The sequence below is a fragment of the Nostoc sp. PCC 7524 genome (assembly GCF_000316645.1).
Taxonomy (GTDB): domain Bacteria; phylum Cyanobacteriota; class Cyanobacteriia; order Cyanobacteriales; family Nostocaceae; genus Trichormus.
Genome location: NC_019684.1, coordinates 5,402,687 through 5,426,247 on the forward strand (window position 1 = coordinate 5,402,687; position 23,561 = coordinate 5,426,247).

At 44.2% G+C, this 23,561-nt stretch carries 16 protein-coding genes and 3 rRNA genes; 10 read left to right on the top strand and 9 right to left on the bottom strand.

Features of this window, described 5'->3' with window-relative positions; translation table 11 throughout:
• Nucleotides 1–88: 88 nt before the first annotated feature.
• Nucleotides 89–1,240, bottom strand: a complete 1,152-nt coding sequence (locus NOS7524_RS21960) for a homospermidine biosynthesis protein (RefSeq protein WP_015140678.1) — start codon at nt 1,238–1,240, stop codon at nt 89–91.
• A 251-nt stretch (nt 1,241–1,491) separates the two neighbouring features.
• Here NOS7524_RS21960 and NOS7524_RS21965 point away from each other — a divergent pair, with 251 nt between their 5' ends.
• Together NOS7524_RS21965 and cobO are read left to right on the top strand one after the other, a co-directional pair.
• Entirely contained in the window at nt 1,492–1,965 is a 474-nt protein-coding gene (locus NOS7524_RS21965; protein ID WP_015140679.1) for a lipocalin-like domain-containing protein, read from the top strand.
• A gap of 523 nt (nt 1,966–2,488) precedes the next feature.
• Nucleotides 2,489–3,166, top strand: coding sequence for a cob(I)yrinic acid a,c-diamide adenosyltransferase (gene cobO / locus NOS7524_RS21970; RefSeq protein WP_015140680.1), 678 nt, complete (start codon nt 2,489–2,491; stop codon nt 3,164–3,166).
• Between the two features lie 43 nt (nt 3,167–3,209).
• Here the strand turns inward: cobO and NOS7524_RS21975 are convergent, their stop codons facing one another.
• Both NOS7524_RS21975 and NOS7524_RS21980 read right to left on the bottom strand, forming a co-directional pair.
• A complete protein-coding gene (locus NOS7524_RS21975; RefSeq protein ID WP_015140681.1) occupies nt 3,210–3,848 on the bottom strand; it encodes a hypothetical protein in 639 nt (212 codons plus the stop codon).
• 599 nt (nt 3,849–4,447) lie between these two features.
• Nucleotides 4,448–4,744, bottom strand: coding sequence for a hypothetical protein (locus NOS7524_RS21980; protein ID WP_015140682.1), 297 nt, complete (start codon nt 4,742–4,744; stop codon nt 4,448–4,450).
• A 480-nt stretch (nt 4,745–5,224) separates the two neighbouring features.
• Here NOS7524_RS21980 and NOS7524_RS21985 point away from each other — a divergent pair, with 480 nt between their 5' ends.
• Nucleotides 5,225–5,908, top strand: a complete 684-nt coding sequence (locus NOS7524_RS21985; protein ID WP_015140683.1) for an S-layer homology domain-containing protein — start codon at nt 5,225–5,227, stop codon at nt 5,906–5,908.
• 443 nt (nt 5,909–6,351) lie between these two features.
• Nucleotides 6,352–8,259 (top strand): 1-deoxy-D-xylulose-5-phosphate synthase, encoded by a 1,908-nt coding sequence (gene dxs, locus NOS7524_RS21990; RefSeq protein ID WP_015140684.1) that lies wholly within the window; start codon nt 6,352–6,354, stop codon nt 8,257–8,259.
• A gap of 113 nt (nt 8,260–8,372) precedes the next feature.
• Here dxs and NOS7524_RS21995 read toward each other — a convergent pair whose 3' ends face one another.
• The gene (locus NOS7524_RS21995) at nt 8,373–9,188 is read right to left on the bottom strand and encodes a M15 family metallopeptidase (RefSeq protein ID WP_144050901.1); all 816 of its coding nucleotides are present in this window, start codon (nt 9,186–9,188) and stop codon (nt 8,373–8,375) included.
• 340 nt (nt 9,189–9,528) lie between these two features.
• Between NOS7524_RS21995 and mnmG the strand changes: the two genes are divergently transcribed.
• Both mnmG and NOS7524_RS22005 read left to right on the top strand, forming a co-directional pair.
• On the top strand, nt 9,529–11,451 hold the full coding sequence (mnmG, locus tag NOS7524_RS22000) for a tRNA uridine-5-carboxymethylaminomethyl(34) synthesis enzyme MnmG (protein ID WP_041555420.1): 1,923 nt from the start codon (nt 9,529–9,531) through the stop codon (nt 11,449–11,451).
• 227 nt (nt 11,452–11,678) lie between these two features.
• Nucleotides 11,679–13,040 (top strand): hypothetical protein, encoded by a 1,362-nt coding sequence (locus NOS7524_RS22005; RefSeq protein WP_015140687.1) that lies wholly within the window; start codon nt 11,679–11,681, stop codon nt 13,038–13,040.
• A gap of 924 nt (nt 13,041–13,964) precedes the next feature.
• Here NOS7524_RS22005 and NOS7524_RS22010 read toward each other — a convergent pair.
• Entirely contained in the window at nt 13,965–15,167 is a 1,203-nt protein-coding gene (locus NOS7524_RS22010; RefSeq protein WP_015140688.1) for a phosphoglycerate kinase, read from the bottom strand.
• A 90-nt stretch (nt 15,168–15,257) separates the two neighbouring features.
• Between NOS7524_RS22010 and NOS7524_RS22015 the strand changes: the two genes are divergently transcribed.
• From NOS7524_RS22015 to rrf, 4 genes are all read left to right on the top strand, one after another.
• Complete coding sequence (locus tag NOS7524_RS22015) at nt 15,258–15,665, top strand: universal stress protein (RefSeq protein ID WP_015140689.1); 408 nt, start codon at nt 15,258–15,260, stop codon at nt 15,663–15,665.
• A 458-nt stretch (nt 15,666–16,123) separates the two neighbouring features.
• A 16S ribosomal RNA gene (locus NOS7524_RS22020) occupies nt 16,124–17,611 on the top strand.
• 275 nt (nt 17,612–17,886) lie between these two features.
• A 23S ribosomal RNA gene (locus tag NOS7524_RS22025) occupies nt 17,887–20,706 on the top strand.
• A gap of 129 nt (nt 20,707–20,835) precedes the next feature.
• Nucleotides 20,836–20,953, top strand: a 5S ribosomal RNA gene (rrf, locus tag NOS7524_RS22030).
• Together the 16S, 23S and 5S rRNA genes form the textbook arrangement of a ribosomal RNA operon.
• A 25-nt stretch (nt 20,954–20,978) precedes the next feature.
• On the opposite strand, the gene NOS7524_RS22035 is transcribed toward rrf, so the two are convergent.
• From NOS7524_RS22035 to NOS7524_RS22050, 4 genes are all read right to left on the bottom strand, one after another.
• The gene (locus NOS7524_RS22035) at nt 20,979–22,388 is read right to left on the bottom strand and encodes an AtzE family amidohydrolase (protein WP_015140690.1); all 1,410 of its coding nucleotides are present in this window, start codon (nt 22,386–22,388) and stop codon (nt 20,979–20,981) included.
• Entirely contained in the window at nt 22,385–22,573 is a 189-nt protein-coding gene (locus NOS7524_RS22040) for a DUF4089 domain-containing protein (protein ID WP_015140691.1), read from the bottom strand. The genes NOS7524_RS22035 and NOS7524_RS22040 overlap by 4 nt, the downstream gene beginning before the upstream one ends.
• A 25-nt stretch (nt 22,574–22,598) precedes the next feature.
• On the bottom strand, nt 22,599–22,946 hold the full coding sequence (locus NOS7524_RS22045; RefSeq protein WP_015140692.1) for a DUF952 domain-containing protein: 348 nt from the start codon (nt 22,944–22,946) through the stop codon (nt 22,599–22,601).
• Nucleotides 22,947–23,041: 95 nt separating this feature from the next.
• On the bottom strand, nt 23,042–23,464 hold the full coding sequence (locus tag NOS7524_RS22050) for a KGK domain-containing protein (RefSeq protein WP_015140693.1): 423 nt from the start codon (nt 23,462–23,464) through the stop codon (nt 23,042–23,044).
• Nucleotides 23,465–23,561: the final 97 nt, after the last annotated feature.

Sequence of the window (23,561 nt, forward strand, 5' to 3'; positions counted from 1 at the left end):
GGGAGCAGAGGGGAACAAGAATAATTTTTTACTCAGTACCCAGTACCCAGTCCCCAGTCCCCAATCCCCAGTCCCCAATCCCCAATCCCTATTTCCGAATTGGTGTCCCACAGGGATAAGTAGCTACCTCTGTATCAGTGGCAACTTTCTCTACAGGCTGATCTTTAGCGGCTAAATAATCTGTGCGGAGTTTATCGTACAGTGCTGGCATCTGGTCATACAATCGCTTTAGGGGGCGAGGTTCGCACTGGTTGAGAACATAAGCTGTTACCAAAGGTAAGGCGATTGTACTATCGGTATAACAAACGATGGTGCTGGGTAATTCATCTGGGTCAATCTTACCCCAGCTTACCGCCTCCGAAGGAGTCGCCCCGGATAAACCACCGGTATCCGGACGCGCATCGGTAAACTGGACAAAGAAATCATGTCCCCTTTCTTCTAATCCCAAAACCTCGTGAATCTGCGGTTGGGTTTGTAGCAAGAAGTTTTTGGGACTACCACCACCCAAAATTACAGCTGCGCTTCTACCTTCTCCTTCTCTAGCATTGTAGGCGATCGCAGCTGTTTCATTCACGTCAATTGCTGGATCTAATACTAATTTTGAACCTTCCAACGCTAACGCCGCTACGTTCATTCCAATGGAACTGTCACCAGGAGAAGATGTATAGATGGGTACGCCGCATTCATAGGCGGTAGCTAGCAAACAGGAATTTTGGACTCCCAATTGCTTCTCAACTTCCCGCACATACTTACCCAGTAAATAGTGAAACTCAGCCGTACCCATCCGTTTTTGAAATGGTTCTGCTTGCAAAATCTTGCGGATAAATGCGTCGGTTTCTAGCAACACATCATAACCAAAGATGATGTCATAAATTCTGATTGTGCCTTCCTCACGCAGCTTCACATCATCTAAGAATGGGTTTCCTGCGAACAACTCAAAACCCAAGCCATAGTGCATATCATGGTAAAGATTTGCACCAGTGCTAATCATCCAGTCAATAAAGCCGTGGCGAATTAAAGGCGCAAGTGCAGATACGCCAAACCCGGCTGGTGTCATGGCACCGGAAAGGCTAACTCCCACAGTGACACCATCTTTGAGGACATCACGACTCATGAGTTGACACACTTCCCGCAACCGCGCCGAGTTGTAGGCGGTGAAGTAATTGTCAATCAAATCCACCACACTGATATCAGTTGACATCGGTACAGGTGTAATTTTCTTACCCAAATGTTTTGCCATTCTGAGATTCCCAAACAGTAAACACGCACGAATCTAATGTTAACTATGTTTCAGCAATTTCTGACATCGCCAGAATGTACGAATTATAGGCGCGGGTGAAGTGATGTAGGGGAGTCAGGATGTAGGGGTATCAACTTCAGTTCAAACGCCTGTCCCACATACATTTTACCTTACCTCTGTTTTCACTCTGCTCTGCTGTTAGCTGGTACATTCTATTAGAAAATTAAAATACCGTATTTGAGAATTGGCACATGGACAAAAAAATGTTTATTGGAACGTGGAAATTAGTGTCTTGGGAAACACAAACTGCGGATGGACAGATAATTTACCCGTTTGGAAATCATCCTATTGGTTATATTACATACACCGAAGATGGATATATGAGTGCAAATATTATGAGGTCTAATCGCTTGAATCTTGGGGTTGCTTTTGAGGAATTATTACGAGCCAGACAACTATTATTAAAACCGTGGTTATTACTAACTGCTGGGAAGTATGTTAAAGCTATTTTTAGGTATTTTCAAGCATCTGCTAACTATGTTTCCTATGGCGGTAGATATGAAATTCAATCCGAAAAAGTAATTCATTATGTTGATATTAGCTTAATTCCTGATTGGACAGGTACTTATCTGGAACGTACCTTCAAATTCGTAGACAATAAGCTAGTATTAATTACTCCACCTATGAGTGGAAATGCTCAATATTTGACTTGGGAACGTGTCTAATATCAATTATTTGTAACGATGCCATTAATTCTAGATGATTGGTATAACTTTAATAATTTTTGAAGTTTATGCTAGTCATCAGCAGATTCTGCCCGCTGTTTTTTTATACTGAATTTAGCAGATTTAATAGCAAATTTCCATTTAATGAAATAAAATTTTTGGGCGATAAAATTATAAAAATAATCTAAATTGTCAGTAACAACTTGAGTTTATTGTTTAAATGATACTGCTCATCTTGTCTATTGCCATTGTTACAAGAAAATATAAAATTTCCGTGATGAATAATCATCTCATTTTTAGCAAATTATTTAGAATAAAAATAGATAATTATATTAAGCATAGTTTGGACTTTATATATCGTGTAGATTAGCTTTCTCCAAAGCTGATGTTAATGAAGTCCCAGCTATATCACTAGCTATACCAGTAGTTTTCAGCATGATTTAACTAAGTAGGTCTGATCATAGCGTCTCAGGAAAATCAGGTAGTTATATTTGGCTGCAAAATTTATTTTCAGGCGAGGTTGATGAAAAGCGATACACCAGAAGCATTAGAATCAGATAAGGAAATTGAGCGTTTAATTGATGAAATAATGTCAGCTAATCTGACTAATGAACAATACAGGGAAAAAATGCAGCGCCGAAAAGCAGCACAGGATCGGCGCATAGCAGAGGCTTTACCAGAAAAAGGGTTAATTATTGTTAATACTGGTAACGGTAAAGGCAAAACCACAGCCGCACTAGGGATGGTGTTACGATCGCTTGGTCACGGTTACAGAGTAGCGATTGTACAATACATCAAAGGCTCGTGGGAACCCTCAGAAAAAAGAGTATTCAGCCTTTGGAAAGACCAAATAGAATTTCACGCGATGGGGGAAGGCTTCACCTGGGAAACCCAAGACCGCGATCGCGACCTCGAAAAAGCCAGCGCCGCCTGGGAAAAATCACTAGAATACATCCGCAACCCAGATTTTCAGCTAGTGCTGCTAGATGAAATCAATATTGCGCTCAAAATGGGATATTTACAAGTCGATGACGTACTAGCCGGTCTAGCAGAAAAACCAGACAATAAACACGTCATCCTCACCGGTAGAGGCGCACCAGCAGCTCTCATTGATCGTGCTGACTTAGTTACAGAAATGACTCTAGTGAAGCATCCCTTCCGCGATCAAAACATCAAAGCACAACCGGGGATTGAATTTTAATTAAGGCATGGGGCATTTTCCCCAGTCCCCAATCCCCAATCCCTTATCGACTACACATTTGGAGAATGCGGTGATCATCGCTGCTGATAGCGTTAATTTGATGATAGTCTTGCAGTGTTACAGAGTGAGCATAGTTAACTGGCTCATCTGCTGAAAATCTAGGTATTCTACTAGCTGTAGCTACATCTGGTGAAATACCTGCATCTGGTGTAGCAGTAACAGTCATCGCCAATTCGCCGGATTTGTCGAGTGTGCCTTGGAAGCAGCTAAACTCGGATCTAGGCATATACAGCGCACCGACTATCCTACCTTGCCGTTTTTGGAAGACAACATACCCTTGGCCTATCTGGTTTGGTTGAGGTGATTGACCATACAGATATACACCATCTCTTGTAGGTAAGTTAACTTTGCGGTGAATTCCTGAATCTTTTGCAGCTTTTTGAGTGTTTGTTAGCAAAGCTGTAGTCACAGCATCATCATATATAGATGTGTCGGAACTGTTTTGTTGTTGATGCGTCAATCTGGGAAGAGAAGCGGCGATCGCTGTCGAGTTAGGTACTGCAATTTGATGACTGAGTACAGGCGTTGCTTGTTCGCCCACCATGCTAAGGGTGAAGAGTAAGCCAATAGCGGGAATTCTCAACTGGCGTAAAGGGGAAAATTTAGAATTGTTGTTAAGCACCCGACTCCTCCTGTTAAAACCTAGCGACTTCCTCTGTCACATGACTTAAACCATAATAAAATTCCTATCGTTTAAGGCTCGGTCAAAGGTTTGATTTATGTCTTGGAAAATAAAAATTGCTAAAAAATGAAGCTTTGATTGAATTTTGCGGGATAATCAAACCCTACCATTAATTAAAAAATTTCTGCTTCACCCAGGAGATTCATACTATTGGGTGATGCTACTCAGAGATTCTCTCCCTGAGCGGGTTTGGCATCTCACTGTGATACTTGATCCTGTTCAAAAAAATTGATGTTTAGCTTCAAAAACATCTCGCTTTGTTAAGTACATAGGAATCTACAACCGCTACTGATTCTATTTCGGAAAAGTCACAATCTTTTTTTGGGACTGCTCTACAAAGTTAAGTTTTTATACTCATTCAACTCTATATGCAGATAATTCGAGGTAAATACTTTTGGTGCTACAGATGAAGATCAAAGTGCGATCGCCAAGGCGGGGCGGAGCATCGTCGCGCTATGACATCCACAAAGAAAATCCCCACATTTGAGGCAGGGACTATAGACTCTAAGCAGCTATTAATACAATTGTACTATATAGATTTACCCAAGGCAAGCATCGCCTGGCTCTGATACTTTCAATTGCTGCCAGAGAATGAGTTGCAATTGAGAACAGTAGCAAGCTCCATTAATGATTTCTGGTTCAGTTTCAGCTATCCAATCATAAATTTTTGCAGCTTTTGCTAATGCCAGTTGTTCTGAACGATAAAGCTGAGGAGTAGGACAGAAAGCTTGGCCATTGATGTGTATAGCTGCAATATGCCAATAATCGCTGTCTTCACCCTCCGGTACAACTTCTAAAAATCCGTTACTGTAAGGCTCGATTATTCCTATATTCATCCGCAACCATCAAACTTTCAACAAAAGCCACAACATTTAGATGCCAGCCATTCAAGGGAAGAAAAGCTAGAATCGCGAGGGAATGCAGTTGCACCCCTGCTAATGATTTTGTGTTGATAGTCTATGGAAATCTGATTGATTAGCTACTTTTTAGCTAGTTGGATTGCTGCTTTTTTGCTGAGATAGTTAATTGTCTTTGTCTTCAGTATCAAAATAGCAACCTAGCAAAAAATAGCAAAAAATAATGTGTATATAAATGCCATAAAAATCTACCTTTGGCTTTGGATAAACATTTCAATTCATCCCGCAAATACGCAAACCTGGGCTGAGAAAGAAAAAATTTTCTAAACTCCCCAATCCCCAATCCCCAACCTCGGCAACCTTACTCAGTAAAAATGTGTCAACATAGTCAGTGCGTGATGGGCTACATCCCGCCAGTTGTTGTCTATACAGAGAAGCAGATTTATAGTGGTCAGAACTATGCGCCCTTGGCTCAGTACATTGTCTTTAGTGCTACTACTCCAAAGCTTCCCGGTAATTGTGCAAGCGCAAACCACCGAAACTACTGCGGGAGCAACATCAGCAGCAATTCAACAGGTAGTTGCTGCGAGATTAATGACTAATTCACCGGATGGTAATTTTCATCCAGAACGGTTGATGAGTCGTGCAGAATTAGCCACGATTTTAGTCAAAGCCTTTCATTTAGATAAACGAGAAGCAGCTAAACAAGAAAAATCTATATCTGTACCGGATGTTCCCCCTTCTCACTGGGCATATCGAGATATTCAGATAGTTCTAAAAACAGATGTGATGAGAGGTTATCGAGGGAATTTGTTTTTCCCTAATCAAAGAGTGACAAGGGCAGAAGGTTTGGCTATTTTCGCTCAAGCTTATGGAGTGTTTCAGTTTGGTGATGATACTGTGAATGAAATTCTGGCATCATACCCAGATGCGACATCTATACCCAATTGGGCAAGAAGAGCGATCGCTACAGTAGTGACAGAAGGCTTCATCAACACAGATAATCAACAAAATATATCCCCCTTAAGACCGATGACTCGTGGGGATATGGCTCATGTTTTGAGTAAATATTTGCAAAGACAGCAAAAGCAACCGGAAATGCCGATAGTTCCCGGTGCTACTAACCCTCCAGATTCTCTTTAATCTCAAACTGCATCAAATTAAAAAGCAGAAGTGAAAATATTACATATCTAGACTGCGGGGTTTGACAGTGCTGTTAGCTTTCTTCGGGGCGTAGTCCGATAATAGTAATTACTCATTAGTTCTTCTCCCCTGCTCCCCTGCTTCTTACCCAGTCCCCAGCCCTTGCCAATCTTTCTTTGTCATCGGGACTGCCTTGGCTGAATAACTGTCTATTTTGTTACTTTTAAAGTATGCAACTAATTACATACTGTAAAGTGATTTCGCGGTATGAGCTTACCAGCATACTTACTCAGAATAAATGCTTAAAGCCTTGTGCCTAATTACCCACTTCTGCCAATTAAATTTTAGACTGCTACTTAGTAACAGTCTCATTCTGCCGGCAACCCGACCGTGGGAAAATCAGAATACCAAAAGTTAGAGATTAGAGAGGAAAACACTATAATATGCATCTGAGTGAAATCACCCATCCTAATCAGTTACACGGTTTATCTATCCGGCAACTGCAACAGATTGCCCGCCAAATTCGAGACAAACACTTGCAAACTGTAGCTGCAACTGGTGGACATCTGGGGCCTGGCTTGGGTGTTGTAGAGTTAACTCTAGGGCTTTACCAGACTTTAGACTTAGATCGGGATAAAGTAATTTGGGATGTAGGACACCAAGCTTATCCCCACAAACTCATCACAGGACGCTACAGCGATTTCCACACTCTCAGACAAAAAGATGGAGTTGCTGGTTATCTCAAGCGGTGTGAGAACCAATTCGATCACTTTGGTGCAGGTCACGCTTCCACCAGTATCTCCGCAGCCCTTGGCATGGCTTTAGCACGAGATATGAATGGGGAAAAATTTAAAGTTGCGGCAGTAATTGGTGATGGTGCTTTAACTGGTGGTATGGCCTTAGAAGCTATCAACCACGCTGGACACTTACCCAAAACTAACCTGCTGGTGGTTCTCAACGATAATGAGATGTCCATCTCTCCCAATGTGGGTGCGATTCCTCGCTACCTGAACAAAATGCGCCTCAGTCCCCCGGTGCAGTTTATTAAAGATAATTTTGAGGAACAATTCAAACATATTCCCTTCGTTGGTGAATCTTTATCACCTGAACTAGGACGCATCAAGGAAGGGATGAAGCGTTTGGCTGTTCCCAAGGTAGGGGCAGTGTTTGAAGAACTGGGCTTTACTTACATGGGACCAGTAGATGGACATAATTTGGAAGAATTAATCACCACCTTCCAACAAGCGCATCAAATTGCTGGGCCAGTTTTAGTTCATGTAGTTACAGTCAAGGGCAAGGGTTATGAAATCGCTGAAAAAGACCAAGTAGGCTATCACGCCCAAAACCCATTCAACTTGACAACAGGAAAAGCAATTCCTTCCAGTAAGCCCAAACCCCCCGCTTATGCGAAAGTCTTTTCCCATACTCTCGTCAAACTCGCCGAACAAAACCCCAAAATCATTGGGATTACGGCGGCGATGGCGACAGGAACAGGCTTAGACAAACTGCAAGCTAAGTTACCCAATCAATACATTGATGTCGGCATTGCAGAACAACACGCCGTTACCCTAGCTGCGGGTTTAGCTTGTGAAGGTATGCGTCCTGTAGCGGCGATTTACTCGACCTTCCTACAACGGGCATACGACCAGATTATTCACGATGTCTGTATTCAAAATCTACCCGTCTTCTTCTGCTTAGATAGGGCAGGAATTGTCGGTGCGGATGGCCCTACCCACCAAGGGATGTATGACATTGCTTATCTGCGTTGTATTCCTAATATGGTATTGATGGCACCGAAAGACGAGGCCGAACTACAACGCATGATCGTCACTGGTATTAACCATACCAGTAGCCCGATCGCTATGCGTTTCCCCCGTGGTAACGGCTACGGTGTACCTCTGATGGAAGAAGGTTGGGAACCTTTGGAAATCGGCAAAGGTGAAATTCTCCGCAATGGCGATGATGTGTTAATCGTCGGCTACGGCACTATGGTATACCCCAGTCTGCAAGCGGCGGAAATTCTCAGTGAACACGGTATTGAAGCAACTGTGATTAATGCCCGGTTTGTTAAACCTTTGGATACAGAGTTGATTGTGCCTTTGGCTAAGAAGATTGGGCGCGTAGTCACTCTGGAAGAAGGTTGTGTGATGGGTGGCTTTGGTTCAGCTGTGGCAGAAGCCTTGTTAGATGCCGATGTTGTAGTTCCTGTGAAGCGCATTGGTATTCCTGATGTGCTGGTGGAACACGCTACACCAGATGAATCAAAAGCAGAATTAGGGTTAACTAGCCGTCAAATAGCAGAAAGAGTTTTAGCAGCTTTCTTTGAGCAAAAAATATCTGCTGTTGTGTAGTTAATTCCTCCTAGATATCCTCTGTTTTCATCAGTTATTATCATCAAATAACCCCTATTTTGAGGGGTTATTTTTATATTGATTAATATATGACAAGTGTAATTTCTCAATTATTAAATCGGTGTCACCCAATAGCTAATACCTTTCTCAACTTGCTTTTTTAACCCCAATGCAAGTAAATCATCTTCGGTTAAACCGAGATAAGTCCAGTGAGGTATATCATTAACCACGGTTTGAAACCAACCATTTTCATAGAGTGCTTGTCTTTGTTTTGGCTGAGATACCCGTAAATCAATTGCTAATCCCCAAAGATGTTGTGAGGTTCCTGGTGGTGCAACTACACTCAGAATTGCTGTTTCTTTTCCTGCTCGAACTTTATCTAAAGTATTCTGGTTAGCATATTGATTCCAAAATCTTAAGTTAGTCGCAAAACTGCGAGTACAATCACCAGAACCATAGCCCGATTTTAAAGGAATATTTTGTTGCGATCGCGCTTGATTTAAAGCTGCTGCTGCTGCTGCTTGTAAGTAACAGTCATTAGTACCATTGACTTTTACCATTGTCAAATTTTCTTGAAAGGCTTGCGTCTCCTCCTCATTATTAAACAAAACTTTTACAGGCAATTGCACTGCTAAATTGTGATTTACAAAAGCAGCACCATAAGCACGCAGCAAAATATATTCATAAGTTCCGGGCTGGGGAATGTTTGTTAAATTAGTGGCGATCGCAGACAAAAATCTTTCTATCTCAGTTCCATTTATTTCCGGGATAGGTGTAGGTAACTGTGGCGTTATCGAAAGTGTCTGACAGTCTGCCGTACCTGTAATTAAACAATCATGTAATGCCTGAGTATTAGCATCTAACAAGGTATCATTGATAGTATTACTCCCAACCAGCAGAACAACCATCAAAATAGAAAGAACAATCATTTTTATTCTGTTGGTAATGCGCCATATGACATTAATTCTTCTAGTAAAATAGCGTTTAATCATTTTTAAAACACCGCGCACCTTTGCGTATACCTCTGCGTACCTCTGCGTTTAAAATAAACCTTTATGAAGCTCCTCAACCCAAAATTGCTTTTATTCTAAAACAACCATCAAAAATAATTCATCTCACAAAATAATCAATAAAACCTGAATTAAAAATCTCATATATGTTTCAGGATTATCAGTTAACTTGATTACCATTTAATGAGTCAGTCACAACCATGAAATCACTGTATCGGTTAAAATTGAAAATAACTCTCAGCTTGCTAATCCTGTAAGTATGACCATGCACAATTCCGTTGAATTCCAAGACGCTTTTGATGTCATTGTCGTCGGTGCAGGTCACTCCGGTTGCGAAGCAGCTCTTGCTACTGCCCGCCTCGGCTGTCGTACCCTGCTATTGACACTCAACTTAGATAAAATTGCTTGGCAACCCTGCAACCCAGCCGTGGGTGGGCCTGCCAAAACTCAGTTGACAAATGAAGTCGATGCCCTAGGCGGGGAAATCGGCAAGATGGCAGACCGCACATATCTGCAAAAGCGCATCCTTAATTCTTCACGAGGCCCGGCGGTGTGGGCATTACGCGCCCAAACTGACAAGCGGGAATATGCGGCTGTGATGAAAAATATTGTGGAAAACCAAGAGAACCTGAGCATCCGGGAAGGGATGGTGACGGACTTGGTGTTGGGTGCTAACGATGAAGTAATTGGTGTAGAAACCTACTTTGGCGTAGCCTTCCAATGTCGAGCCGTAATTTTAACTACTGGTACTTTCCTCGGTGGGAAAATTTGGGTAGGTAACAAATCCATGCCTGCCGGACGCGCAGGAGAATTTGCGGCAGAGGGATTAACCCAAACCCTGAATCGTTTAGGATTTGAAACTGGTCGGCTGAAGACTGGTACACCAGCACGGGTTGACAGGCGATCGGTAAACTATAGCAAAATGGAACTTCAGCCAGGAGATGCTGAAGTGCGGTGGTTTAGTTTTGACCCCCAAGTGTGGGTAGAACGGGAACAAATGCCGTGTTACATGACCCGCACCACTGCCGAAACCCATCATTTAATTAGAGAAAATTTACACCTGTCGCCTGTGTATGGCGGCTGGGTAGAAGCCAAAGGGCCACGTTACTGCCCCAGTATTGAAGATAAAATTGTCCGCTTTGCCGATAAGGAAAGCCATCAAATCTTTATTGAACCCGAAGGGCGCGACATTCCCGAACTATATATTCAAGGGTTTTCTACAGGATTGCCAGAAAACTTGCAACTGCAAATGTTGCGGAGTCTCCCAGGTTTAGAAAACTGCGTGATGTTGCGTCCAGCTTACGCAGTGGAATATGACTACTTACCCGCAACCCAGTGTTATCCCACAATGATGACCAAAAAAATTGCCGGGTTATTTTGTGCGGGACAAATCAACGGCACAACAGGCTATGAAGAAGCCGCAGCCCAAGGGATTGTAGCGGGAATTAATGCGGCGCGGTTGGTGCGTGGTCAGGAAATGGTGATTTTACCCCGTGAGCAAAGTTACATTGGTACATTGCTTGATGACCTGTGTACCAAAGATTTACGGGAACCTTACCGGATGCTTACCAGTAGATCAGAGTATCGCTTGTTGCTGCGGTCTGATAATGCTGACCAACGGTTGACACCTTTGGGACGAGAAATTGGTTTAATTGACGATCGCAGATGGGAACTATTCAGCAACAAGCAAGCCCAGATTATATTAGAAAAAGAACGGCTGTATGCCACCAGAGTCAAAGAACATGATGACATAGGTAAAGCGATCGCCTCTGATACCCAACAAGCCATCAAAGGTTCCATTACCCTAGCTGACTTATTGCGTCGTCCCGGATTCCATTATATTGACCTCGACAGATACGGACTTGGCAATCCTACTCTCTCCCAATGTGAAAAAGAAGGCGCAGAAATTGACATTAAATACTCTGGTTATTTGGCAAGACAACAAAGCCAAATTGAACAGATTGCCCGTCAAGCCAACCGCCAGTTACCTGCGGATTTAGACTACACAAAAATTGATACTCTTTCTAAAGAAGCACGGGAAAAACTCAGTAAGGTAAAACCCCTTACCATCGGTCAAGCAGCCCGTATCGGTGGTGTCAATCCGGCTGATGTCAACGCCTTGTTAATTTTCTTAGAATTACGTCAATCAAAGAGCCAATCAGGGTTTGCGGCTTTATCTTAACTTCACCTTCATGAAGGGTGAGTATAGTAGTAGGGGGGATGGGTATGATAGATGACAAGAATTCAGCCCTGGCATCATCAACGATCCCCAACAGGGAGTTGAATTTAATACACTCAACAATCAACTCGTCTAGCGTGGACGGAAGATTGCATATTTTTAACAATTCCTGATACCCAGGTGAACGGGGCGGCGTTGCCCCATCCTGGCAACTACCACCCAAAATGCTTATGTTACAAGAAGTTAGCACCCATCTCATTATTCCAGAACCATCAGAGGACTTAATTGTTAACGAGCCTTGGTCCATAGAATTCTATGCTGATGGCTTGATGGATGAACTTTTTGCCGATATCGACGATATTCTGGATTTGAGTAACAATCTGCCTCATCTCCGTAGCAGGCAACCACTACGGCAAGCTGCTCCAGTAGCAAGCGATTGGTCGTATAGTTCAGGTAGTCAGCAACGCACCCTAGAATATGAACATCTGCAAACCCTAGATTTGCCGCAGATTATTTTACCCAACACACTCAACCGTCCCGTACAGACTGTTTCAGCTATCAGGAACAAACAGGTTAGCGCCGTTGTAGTTGATCAACCTCAAGTTAAATCAATCCGTAAAACTACGCAAAAAGCTCAATTAACTTTGGGCAAACTGTTGATTGTGGGTACAACTATCGGTGTGGCGATCGCAGGTGCATTATATATAGTGCAATCAGGGGTATTAGTTCTCATCACGTCTAGACTCACCCAACCAGCTATTTATGTATCATCGGCACAATTGCCTACCCAACCAGATGTCCAGACAGAGTTAGTCAATTACATGATGGGAGCATTAGCTATCATCGATAAACAAAATGGCACAACTCGCCAGCCAGTCCGTTCTCAGGTAGCCAACCAAGTCATTTCCCCATCAACAGCCATTGCACTCAACAACAATCAAGCTGTTGACAATCTCCCATCACCCCTAACCGCTAACAATACCCCACCCAACCCTAGCAAAGCTACAAACGTTGTCGAGCGTATCTATATTCCCGTTTACCAAGCGCCATCACCCATGCGCTACGCTCCGCCATCTATTCCTGGGATTGCTTCACCTTTACCACCATTAGCTAAATCTCCGACTGCTCAACCTAACGCGGTTAAAAATGCCTTGAATCAAATCCCGCCATCTGCTAAACCAGCAACAGTCAATATGTTAGCGGCGGCTGTTCGTTCCGACATGAAACCTGTAGCTGTGCATTCTGCACCTATCAAAGTTCACAAGTCACCTAATTCTCTACCTAACTTACCAGTGATTCCTTTTGGTGCAACCTTACCTGACGCACCCACAAATGCAAATGTAGGAGCAGTACCAGTCGCATCACTCACTGTCACCCCGCCTGCACCCGCTCCTACCCATACTCTCGAAGGATTGCTAGAACTGGGTAATAAATCAGTGGCACTATTTCAAGTCAATGGTGTGAGCCGTCGCTTTAACATCGGTGAAAGCATTGGCGCTAGCGGTTGGACATTAGTAGATGTCAGTAACGGAGAAGCTATAGTTCGACGTAACGGTGAAGTGCGCTCTATTTTTGCAGGTCAAAAACTGTAGCAAGATTAGATATCATACTTGATTGTACTCAGACAGAATTCATCACACGGATTGTTTTTCTGTCCCCTGTTTCCTATTCCCTGACTCAAGATGTAGATTGGCTACGTTCAGATTTATGGTGCATCTCATTTCGGAAAAATAATAAAATCAAGCACAGAAAAACAACAAGCTAAACCGGGATAATCATGAGTCAAGCTGTTGGGGGAGTACGCTGGACAATCCATGATTTAGAAAATGTAGCTTGGGTAATTCGAGACCGACTAGCTTAAATAGAAGATGAAGTTGGACATTTTACAGGCGCACCAGAGTTATACCAATTCAAAATTTACGCATAGCCTATGGCATCGCGTAGCGTCTCGTAGAGAAGGCTTACGCCTACAAAACTCAAAATTAAGAAAGTGAGACTCAGCATACCTTGCATACCTTTTAGCGTTTGCATCTGTATCAAATTTTTTGTGAATTGGTATTAGTCATAGAAGTTTTATCCCCTGGTAGAAAAAATGAACTTCGAGATAAGAAAGCAAAACTAAAGCTTTATTCAGTTCAAGATGTAAGTGAGTATTAGATTGTGAATCGCTTCAGCAAACAAGTGGAAGTTTATCGGTGGGAAAAAGCACAACTGGTATTAGTTGCAACATTATTTAGATAGTGATGAAATCACATCGCCACTTTTACCAGGATTTTGTTGTGCTATCCGTTGCTGTTTTCCTGAATAAGAGGTTAATTTCTTTCTCTTGTTTCTCTCTATAGAGATGAGGGGATAGAGGCTAGAGACTAAAGGCTTCTAGTACCCTGCCCGAAGGGTAACGCCAACATGGGGAAACCTCCTTATCTACGAGAGGTTACGTTTTGGCTTAACCTCTCGTAGATAAGACCACGCCACGCTGGCTCACCAGTCGCCAGTCCCTAATCCCCAGTCCCTAATTACGCTTCATCTAAAGCAGCGATACCGGGCAATACTTTACCTTCAAGTAACTCCAAGCTAGCGCCGCCGCCGGTGGAGATGTGGCTCATTTGATCAGCCAAACCTACCTTTTCAACAGCCGCTACAGAGTCACCACCACCGATAATGGTAGTTGTACCTGTTTTGCTAATGTCTGCTAAAGTATGAGCGATCGCTTCTGTACCCACAGCAAACTTATCAAACTCAAACACACCCATAGGCCCATTCCAAATCACAGTCTTACAATCAGCTAAAGCTGCTTGGAAGACTTTCACAGAGTCAGGACCAATATCCAAACCCATACCATCAGCAGGAATATTTTCAATGCTAACGGTAGTTGCATTGGCATCAGGGGCAAATTTGTCAGCCGATACGATGTCTGTAGGTAGTAGGAAAGTAACACCACGTTCTTTCGCCTTAGCTTCCAAAGACTTTGCCAATTCCAGCTTGTCTTCTTCTACCAACGATTTACCCACATTTAAACCACGAGCTTTGTAGAATGTGAAGATCATTCCACCACCGATGATTAGCTTGTCGCACTTCTCCAATAGGGTTTCGATTACGCCGATTTTACTAGAAACCTTAGAACCGCCAATAATCGCAGCTAAAGGACGTTGAGGCTCTTCAATTGCGCTTTGCAAATACTGCAATTCCTTCTCAATCAAATAGCCACCAACAGCAGGACTTAAATAATGCGTCACACCTTCAGTAGAAGCATGGGCGCGGTGAGCAGTCCCGAAAGCATCATTGACGTAAAAATCAGCATTAGCTGCCAGTTTTTTGGCAAATTCTGGTTCGTTCTTTTCTTCTTCCTTATAAAAACGGACATTTTCTAATAACAGCACTTGGCCATTTTGCAAAGCAGCTACTTTTGCCGCTACTTCATCACCAATGCAGTCATCAGTTTTAATCACTTCTTGCCCCAACAACTCAGAAAGACGCTTTGCAACCGGAGTTAGGCGCAGTTTGTCATCCACACCCTTGGGACGACCAAAATGGCTTGCTAGAATGACCTTAGCACCCTTCTGCGTTAAATCATTAATGGTTGGTAGAGCAGCGCGAATGCGAGTATCATCAGTGATGTTGCCTTGGTCATCCACAGGTACATTAAAGTCAACCCGCACAAAGGCGCGTTTACCGGAAATATCAGCCGCAGATAAACTTGCTAAAGTTTTTTTGGACACAGCCAAACCCTCCTGATTGCCTTTTTGTTATCGTTTTGAAAGTATAACCATCAAGATTTTACCGGAGTACGGGGTGCTGAGGAGAGAGATATGTTCAAGACAGTGTTATTTCCAATTGATCAAAGTCGGGAAGCACGGGAAGCTGCTGATGTGGTTGCTAACGTCGTGCAGAAATATAGTAGTCGCCTAGTTCTACTGTCTGTAGTAGAAGAACCGACCTCAGATGAAGCCAATATTGATCCAATGGTGTCGCCTGAAGCGGTTGCTAAACTCTTGGCAGATGCCCAAGCTTTATTTTCTCAGCAAGGTATCCCATCGGAAATTATGGAAAGACAAGGCAAACCAGCCTTTACTATCTGTGATGTCGCCGATGAAATCGGGGCAAATTTAATCATCATGGGTTGTCGGGGACTCGGTTTAACTGAAGAGGGTGCAACTGATAGTGTCACAACTCGTGTGATTAACCTGTCACCTTGCCCAGTGTTGATTGTGCCTTAGTCATAATCATGAGTAGCTAATACTTGTCATGACTTTGGCACAAAGGTCTAAAATCAATCCCATTGCTCCCATTTCAAATGGTTAGGTTATGCTTCACTCATTCATTTGCTCACAAGGTGCTGAAACATTAAAGGTATCAGCTTAAGCTTTGTAAACTTTCAAAGAACCTCTAACCTTGTATATTAAGAGAAGTAGTAGACCGTCGCACTCTTGGGTTGGTCACAGAAAAAAAAGTGAATTTACCCCTTGACGAAGTTAGAAATATTCGCTAATCTAGATAAAGTGTCAAGGCGAGAGAGCTAAGACCACTGAACCGAGAAAAAAGAATACTTTGAAAGCGAAGAAGTAACCAACCTCGTCAAATAAATTTGGTTTTGGGAGTTCCCAAAAACATTAAAAAATTATAGCAAGGAATCTGAAAGACAAGTTTTTTTCAGATAACAAACTCGAAACACAACAAAACGGAGAGTTTGATCCTGGCTCAGGATGAACGCTGGCGGTATGCTTAACACATGCAAGTCGAACGGTCTTTTCGGAGATAGTGGCGGACGGGTGAGTAACACGTGAGAATCTGCATTCAGGTCGGGGACAACCACTGGAAACGGTGGCTAATACCGGATGTGCCGAGAGGTGAAAGGCTTGCTGCCTGAAAATGAGCTCGCGACTGATTAGCTAGTTGGTAGTGTAAGGGACTACCAAGGCGACGATCAGTAGCTGGTCTGAGAGGATGATCAGCCACACTGGGACTGAGACACGGCCCAGACTCCTACGGGAGGCAGCAGTGGGGAATTTTCCGCAATGGGCGAAAGCCTGACGGAGCAATACCGCGTGAGGGAGGAAGGCTCTTGGGTTGTAAACCTCTTTTCTCAAGGAATAAGATATGAAGGTACTTGAGGAATAAGCATCGGCTAACTCCGTGCCAGCAGCCGCGGTAATACGGAGGATGCAAGCGTTATCCGGAATGATTGGGCGTAAAGAGTCCGTAGGTGGTTGTGAAAGTCTGCTGTTAAAGAGCAAGGCTCAACCTTGTAAAGGCAGTGGAAACTACACAGCTAGAGTGCGTTCGGGGCAGAAGGAATTCCTGGTGTAGCGGTGAAATGCGTAGAGATCAGGAAGAACACCGGTGGCGAAAGCGTTCTGCTAGGCCGTGACTGACACTGAGGGACGAAAGCTAGGGGAGCGAATGGGATTAGATACCCCAGTAGTCCTAGCCGTAAACGATGGATACTAGGCGTGGCTTGTATCGACCCGAGCCGTGCCGGAGCCAACGCGTTAAGTATCCCGCCTGGGGAGTACGCACGCAAGTGTGAAACTCAAAGGAATTGACGGGGGCCCGCACAAGCGGTGGAGTATGTGGTTTAATTCGATGCAACGCGAAGAACCTTACCAAGACTTGACATGTCGCGAATCTTCTTGAAAGGGGAGAGTGCCTTCGGGAGCGCGAACACAGGTGGTGCATGGCTGTCGTCAGCTCGTGTCGTGAGATGTTGGGTTAAGTCCCGCAACGAGCGCAACCCTCGTTTTTAGTTGCCAGCATTAAGTTGGGCACTCTAGAGAGACTGCCGGTGACAAACCGGAGGAAGGTGGGGATGACGTCAAGTCAGCATGCCCCTTACGTCTTGGGCTACACACGTACTACAATGCTACGGACAAAGGGCAGCAAGCTAGCGATAGCAAGCAAATCTCACAAACCGTAGCTCAGTTCAGATCGCAGGCTGCAACTCGCCTGCGTGAAGGAGGAATCGCTAGTAATTGCAGGTCAGCATACTGCAGTGAATTCGTTCCCGGGCCTTGTACACACCGCCCGTCACACCATGGAAGCTGGCAACGCCCGAAGTCATTACTCCAACCATTCGTGGAGGAGGATGCCTAAGGCAGTGCTGGTGACTGGGGTGAAGTCGTAACAAGGTAGCCGTACCGGAAGGTGTGGCTGGATCACCTCCTTTTGAGGGAGACCGAATCCACTCACAAATCGAAAGCGAAAGTGAATAGATTTGGAGATGGTCTACTCTAGGTCGGTCGCAGAGATTGGTAAAAGCTTTCAAAGTATTACTCTTCCGGTTTAACGTGATTGGAAAAGTCAGCAACTAACTATGGAGTTAGACTGCTGGGTGAATACCAGCCAGAACCTTGAAAACTGCATAGAAACGCGATTGAAAGCAGGCAGACACAGACATCCGAAGGATAAAAGTGTTTGCAATGGAGAAACCAATGAAATTGTGGTCAAGCTAATAAGGGCTCATGGTGGATACCTAGGCACACAGAGGCGAAGAAGGACGTGGTTACCGACGAAATACTCCGGGGAGTTGGAAGCAAACTATGAGCCGGAGATGTCCGAATGGGGCAACCCTAAATACTACCTGTTGAATATATAGACAGGAAAGAGCCAACCCAGCGAACTGAAACATCTTAGTAGCTGGAGGAAGAGAAATCAAAAGAGATTCCCTCAGTAGTGGTGAGCGAAAGGGGAAAAGCCTAAACCATTTGGTTTACCGAATGGGGTAGTGGGACAGCGATATCGAATCTAGAGACTAGACGAAGCAGCTAAATACTGCACCAGAGGAGGTGAAAGTCCTGTAGTCGAAAGTTAAAGGATAGAAGCTGAATCCCGAGTAGCATGGGGCACGAGGAATCCCATGTGAATCAGCGAGGACCATCTCGTAAGGCTAAATACTACTGTGTGACCGATAGAGAACAAGTACCGCGAGGGAAAGGTGAAAAGAACCCCGGAAGGGGAGTGAAATAGAACATGAAACCATGAGCTTACAAGCAGTGGGAGTCCGATTAAACGGATGACCGCGTGCCTGTTGAAGAATGAGCCGGCGACTTATAGGCACTGGTAGGTTAAAGCGAGAATGCTGGAGCCAAAGCGAAAGCGAGTCTGAAGAGGGCGATAATCAGTGTTTATAGACCCGAACCCTGGTGATCTAACCATGTCCAGGATGAAGCTTGGGTAAAACCAAGTGGAGGTCCGAACCGACCGATGTTGAAAAATCGGCGGATGAGGTGTGGTTAGGGGTGAAATGCCAATCGAACCAGGAGCTAGCTGGTTCTCCCCGAAATGTGTTGAGGCGCAGCGGTAATGAATATAGTCGGGGGGTAAAGCACTGTTTCGGTGCGGGCTGGGAGACCGGTACCAAATCGAGACAAACTCAGAATACCCGATGGACACATTGCCAGTGAGACAGTGGGGGATAAGCTTCATTGTCAAGAGGGAAACAGCCCAGACCACCAGCTAAGGTCCCCAAATCATCGCTAAGTGAGAAAGGAGGTGAGACTGCATAGACAACTAGGAGGTTTGCCTAGAAGCAGCCACCCTTGAAAGAGTGCGTAATAGCTCACTAGTCAAGCGGTCTTGCGCCGAAAATGAACGGGGCTAAGCGATGTACCGAAGCTGTGGGATTAAGTAATTAATCGGTAGGGGAGCGTTCCGTAGTAGGGAGAAGCAGTAGCGGCGAGCAGCTGTGGACGAAACGGAAGTGAGAATGTCGGCTTGAGTAGCGCAAACATTGGTGAGAATCCAATGCCCCGAAACCCTAAGGGTTCCAGAGCCAGGTTCGTCCACTCTGGGTTAGTCGGGACCTAAGGCGAGGCCGAAAGGCGTAGTCGATGGACACAGGGTCAACAATCCCTGACTACGATATGGGAGCATTGCTAGGGACGCATGAAAGATAGCTACACCCTGATTGGTTTGGGAGGGGTTTACGAACTCCGAGTAGTCAAGGATAGTGCCAAGAAAAGCTAGGAATGTGATGAAGATATTGTACCCGTACCCGAAACCGACACAGGTAGGGAGGTTGAGAATACCAAGGGGCGCGAGATAACTCTCTCTAAGGAACTCGGCAAAATGGCCCCGTAACTTCGGAAGAAGGGGTGCCCACTCTTGGTGGGTCGCAGTGAAGAGATCCAGGCGACTGTTTACCAAAAACACAGGTCTCCGCAAACTCGTAAGAGGAAGTATGGGGGCTGACGCCTGCCCAGTGCCGGAAGGTTAAGGAAGCTGGTCAGCGAAAGTGAAGCTGGCGACCGAAGCCCCGGTGAACGGCGGCCGTAACTATAACGGTCCTAAGGTAGCGAAATTCCTTGTCGGGTAAGTTCCGACCCGCACGAAAGGCGTAACGATCTGGATGGTGTCTCAGAGAGAGACTCGGCGAAATAGGAATGTCTGTGAAGATACGGACTGCCTGCACCTGGACAGAAAGACCCTATGAAGCTTTACTGTAGCCTGGAATTGTGTCCGGGCTTCGCTTGCGCAGGATAGGTGGGAGGCGAAGAGATATTCCTTGTGGGGAATATGGAGCCAACGGTGAGATACCACTCTGGCGAAGCTAGGATTCTAACTTGCTACCGTTACCCGGTAGAAGGACAGTTTCAGGTGGGCAGTTTGACTGGGGCGGTCGCCTCCTAAAAGGTAACGGAGGCGCGCAAAGGTTCCCTCAGCACGCTTGGAAACCGTGCGGCGAGTGTAAAGGCATAAAGGGAGCTTGACTGCAAGACCGACAAGTCGAGCAGGTACGAAAGTAGGCCTTAGTGATCCGACGGCGCAGAGTGGAATGGCCGTCGCTCAACGGATAAAAGTTACTCTAGGGATAACAGGCTGATCTCCCCCAAGAGTCCACATCGACGGGGAGGTTTGGCACCTCGATGTCGGCTCATCGCAACCTGGGGCGGAAGTACGTCCCAAGGGTTGGGCTGTTCGCCCATTAAAGCGGTACGTGAGCTGGGTTCAGAACGTCGTGAGACAGTTCGGTCCATATCCGGTGCAGGCGTAAGAGCATTGAGAGGAGCCTTCCTTAGTACGAGAGGACCGGGAAGGACGCACCGCTGGTGTACCAGTTATTGTACCAACAGTAGACGCTGGGTAGCCAAGTGCGGAGCGGATAACCGCTGAAAGCATCTAAGTGGGAAGCCCACCTCAAGATGAGTGCTCTCACTACATAAGTAGGTAAGGTCACGGGCAGAACACCCGTTCATAGGCTCTAAGTGGAAGTGCAGTAATGTATGAAGCTGAGGAGTACTAACAGACCGAGGGCTTGACCTCATCTTTAGTTAACAGTTAACAGTTAACAGTGAATACATTGGTGAATATCGCGTTTCTTGCAGTCTTCAGGGTTTCTGAATCAGTGACAGTTGTTTGATAACTGATAACTGCTCACTGTTCACTGTCTTTCCTGGTGCCTATGGCGCGGTGGAACCACACTGACCCCATCCCGAACTCAGAGGTGAAACACTGCTGCGGCTACGATAGTTGGAGGGTTGCCTCCTGCCACAATTGCTCGGTGCCAGGTCTTTTTTTCTCACCAAAAAGCTGTCTTATCGAAGATAAGGCAGCTTTTTGTTTTGGTGTTGTCCTACTATTGATGCTGCAACTATACCCTTAGCTTCTAATACAGATGCAACTCGTAAAATCAACGCTTCATTATATGGTGCGCCTATCAATTGCACACCCAAAGGTAAAGTATTTGAACGCTGAATTGGTACTGATAAAACAGGTAAGCCAATAAAAGATAACGGTTGAGTGAATAATCCCAAATGGGGGCGAACAAGAATTTCTTCTCCATCTAAAGTCATTGTTTGTTGATTGATTAATGGTGCAGAAATTGGTGTTGTCGGCGCAAGAATAACATCAACTTGTTGAAACACTTCGCGTATACAATCGCGATACCATCTCCGAAAGCGTTGTGCTTGCAAATACCAATAATTTGGAATTAACGCCCCTGCCAAAAAACGATCACGTGTTGCTGGATCAAAGTCTTGGGGGCGCGATCGCAATTTATCTAAATGCAGATTTGCTCCTTCACACGCTGTAATCACGAAGGCAGCTGCCCTGGCACGGTGTGCTTCTGGTAGCGTTACGTATTCATCTACATCTAAAGCCTCTGCTACTTTTTGTACTGCTGCTAATGCTTCTGGATCTGCACCTGTAGCAAAGTAGTCACCAGCAATAGCAACTCTAATACCAGAAATATCTTGATTAAGTTGAGGTAATACCAATTCTGGAGGTCTTTTTGAACAAACCGGATCGCAGTTATCCTCTCCCTGAAGTATGTCAAATACTGTAGCTATATCCCTTACTGAACGGGCAAAGGGGCCAATGTGATCAAGACTGCTAGAAAATAAAGCTACACCAGCACGAGATAAACGCCCGTATGTGGGTTTGAAACCAAAGACACCACATAATCCTGCTGGAACACGAATGGAACCGTTAGTGTCCGAACCTAGTGTAAAAGGAACTAACCCAGCCGCTACCGCCGCAGCTGAACCACCTGATGAACCACCAGCCACACGTTCTAAATCATGGGGGTTGTGGGTAGCACCGTAATGAAAGTTTTCTGTTACGAAACCGTAGGCGTACTCATCCATGTTTAAAGTGCCTACCAAAATAGCACCAGCCTGTTTCAACTTGGTTATTGCTGTGGCATCTTGGGTAGCTGGAGGATTTTCGGCATTAATTTTTGAGCCTGCTAAAGTTGTTAAACCTGCAATATCGAAGAGGTTTTTAACTGCAAAAGGTACACCAGCCAGTGAACCTGGATAATTACCTTGTGCTATTTCTCTATCAATGCGTGCTGCATCTGTTAAAGCCGTCTCAGTAGTTATAGCCGTAAAACTGTTAAGTTGGCGATCGCGTTTTGATATTCGTGCTAATGCCGTTTGAGTAACTTCGACTGCGCTAACTTGGCCAGCACGTATGGCAGTGGCAATTGATACAGCATCATTCATGGTTCAAAGACTGGTGCAGGTTCTATTTCTTCTGGTAAAGGGAATGAGTTGACAAGTTGAGCGATCGCGTTTATTCTCTCAAAATTCGCCACGACTCCATCCCGATACTCATCTTTTATCGGCAAATCTAAAAGCAACGCCATTTGCTCAACATAATCACCCACATTAAAATCTTGATTTTCCATGTCTCTGTAATGACTTTGTGATTAGTTATTCTAAACTGACAACTTCTGGCGGTAACTTAAATAAACCATCTTCTTCGGGTTCAAAGTCAATAACTTGATATACAGCATCAAGATTTACCTCACCATAGATATGAGGAAATAGTTCACCATCGGCAGGTTCAAAGATAATTTTAGATTTAACCTGAGCCGCATTGATAAAAAGCAATACTAATTCTGTGTGACTATAAAAAAATCTATTGGCAACCTTGATGATTTGTGTAGGTTGAGAACAATGGATAAATCCTTCTGTATCCAGTGAATCAGCATGATAGCTGCCAAGGTTTTTTGCTTGTTCCCATTTTTGGCGTTGAGTGATGTGGAGGATAGTGTTCATCTTATTAAAAACTGCTGCATAGATGCAAATATAAGCGTACAATCATTTCAATGGATTTATGTAAAATATTTATCTATTTTTTATTAAACAGTTTTTTATAAGTTAGTTTTAATTTTCTTGCGTAGGTCATCCAAAGGAGATTCCATATCAATAATTTCATCAGGGTAGAATTCTAAACTTACGGTATATTCTGGTTTCTTCCCGGTAGGTACAACAGATACTTGAATTTCCATTTGACCTTTCTGCCAATTTTTACCCCCTATTTTTAGAATTTCGCATTTCATACTCAACCTATATTCAACTTCTTGCACATATATAGAACTATTTCCAATACTTACATTCCGCATTAAACTATTAACATACCCATCGAATTTCTGCTTAGTCTGATCATAAGTTCCCTTATTCCATTTAGTTTCGATATCAAAACGAATCAATTGTTTTAATCGACTTACTTTAAATGTATCTTCTCCACAAAGTACAACATCATCCATATCTAGAGGAGTAGTTTTATAGTTCATAACAATCGAATTTAGGTTTTTTGAAATAAGAAATATCTGTAAAATAGCAATAGTTATAATTAATTTTACTCTATAGTTTTTATGATGTTTTTAGTAA

What these genes read in the sequence shown, in the direction of transcription:
- NOS7524_RS21995 (WP_144050901.1), bottom strand. Translation starts at nt 9,188, where the DNA reads ATGATTGTTCTTTCTATTTTGATGGTTGTTCTGCTGGTTGGGAGTAAT.
- NOS7524_RS22045 (WP_015140692.1), bottom strand. Translation starts at nt 22,946, where the DNA reads ATGAACACTATCCTCCACATCACTCAACGCCAAAAATGGGAACAAGCA.
- NOS7524_RS21980 (WP_015140682.1), bottom strand. Translation starts at nt 4,744, where the DNA reads ATGAATATAGGAATAATCGAGCCTTACAGTAACGGATTTTTAGAAGTT.
- NOS7524_RS22040 (WP_015140691.1), bottom strand. Translation starts at nt 22,573, where the DNA reads ATGGAAAATCAAGATTTTAATGTGGGTGATTATGTTGAGCAAATGGCG.
- NOS7524_RS22035 (WP_015140690.1), bottom strand. Translation starts at nt 22,388, where the DNA reads ATGAATGATGCTGTATCAATTGCCACTGCCATACGTGCTGGCCAAGTT.
- NOS7524_RS21985 (WP_015140683.1), top strand. Translation starts at nt 5,225, where the DNA reads ATGCGCCCTTGGCTCAGTACATTGTCTTTAGTGCTACTACTCCAAAGC.
- cobO (WP_015140680.1), top strand. Translation starts at nt 2,489, where the DNA reads ATGAAAAGCGATACACCAGAAGCATTAGAATCAGATAAGGAAATTGAG.
- NOS7524_RS22050 (WP_015140693.1), bottom strand. Translation starts at nt 23,464, where the DNA reads ATGAACTATAAAACTACTCCTCTAGATATGGATGATGTTGTACTTTGT.
- mnmG (WP_041555420.1), top strand. Translation starts at nt 9,529, where the DNA reads ATGACCATGCACAATTCCGTTGAATTCCAAGACGCTTTTGATGTCATT.
- NOS7524_RS21965 (WP_015140679.1), top strand. Translation starts at nt 1,492, where the DNA reads ATGGACAAAAAAATGTTTATTGGAACGTGGAAATTAGTGTCTTGGGAA.
- NOS7524_RS22005 (WP_015140687.1), top strand. Translation starts at nt 11,679, where the DNA reads ATGTTACAAGAAGTTAGCACCCATCTCATTATTCCAGAACCATCAGAG.
- NOS7524_RS21960 (WP_015140678.1), bottom strand. Translation starts at nt 1,240, where the DNA reads ATGGCAAAACATTTGGGTAAGAAAATTACACCTGTACCGATGTCAACT.
- dxs (WP_015140684.1), top strand. Translation starts at nt 6,352, where the DNA reads ATGCATCTGAGTGAAATCACCCATCCTAATCAGTTACACGGTTTATCT.
- NOS7524_RS22015 (WP_015140689.1), top strand. Translation starts at nt 15,258, where the DNA reads ATGTTCAAGACAGTGTTATTTCCAATTGATCAAAGTCGGGAAGCACGG.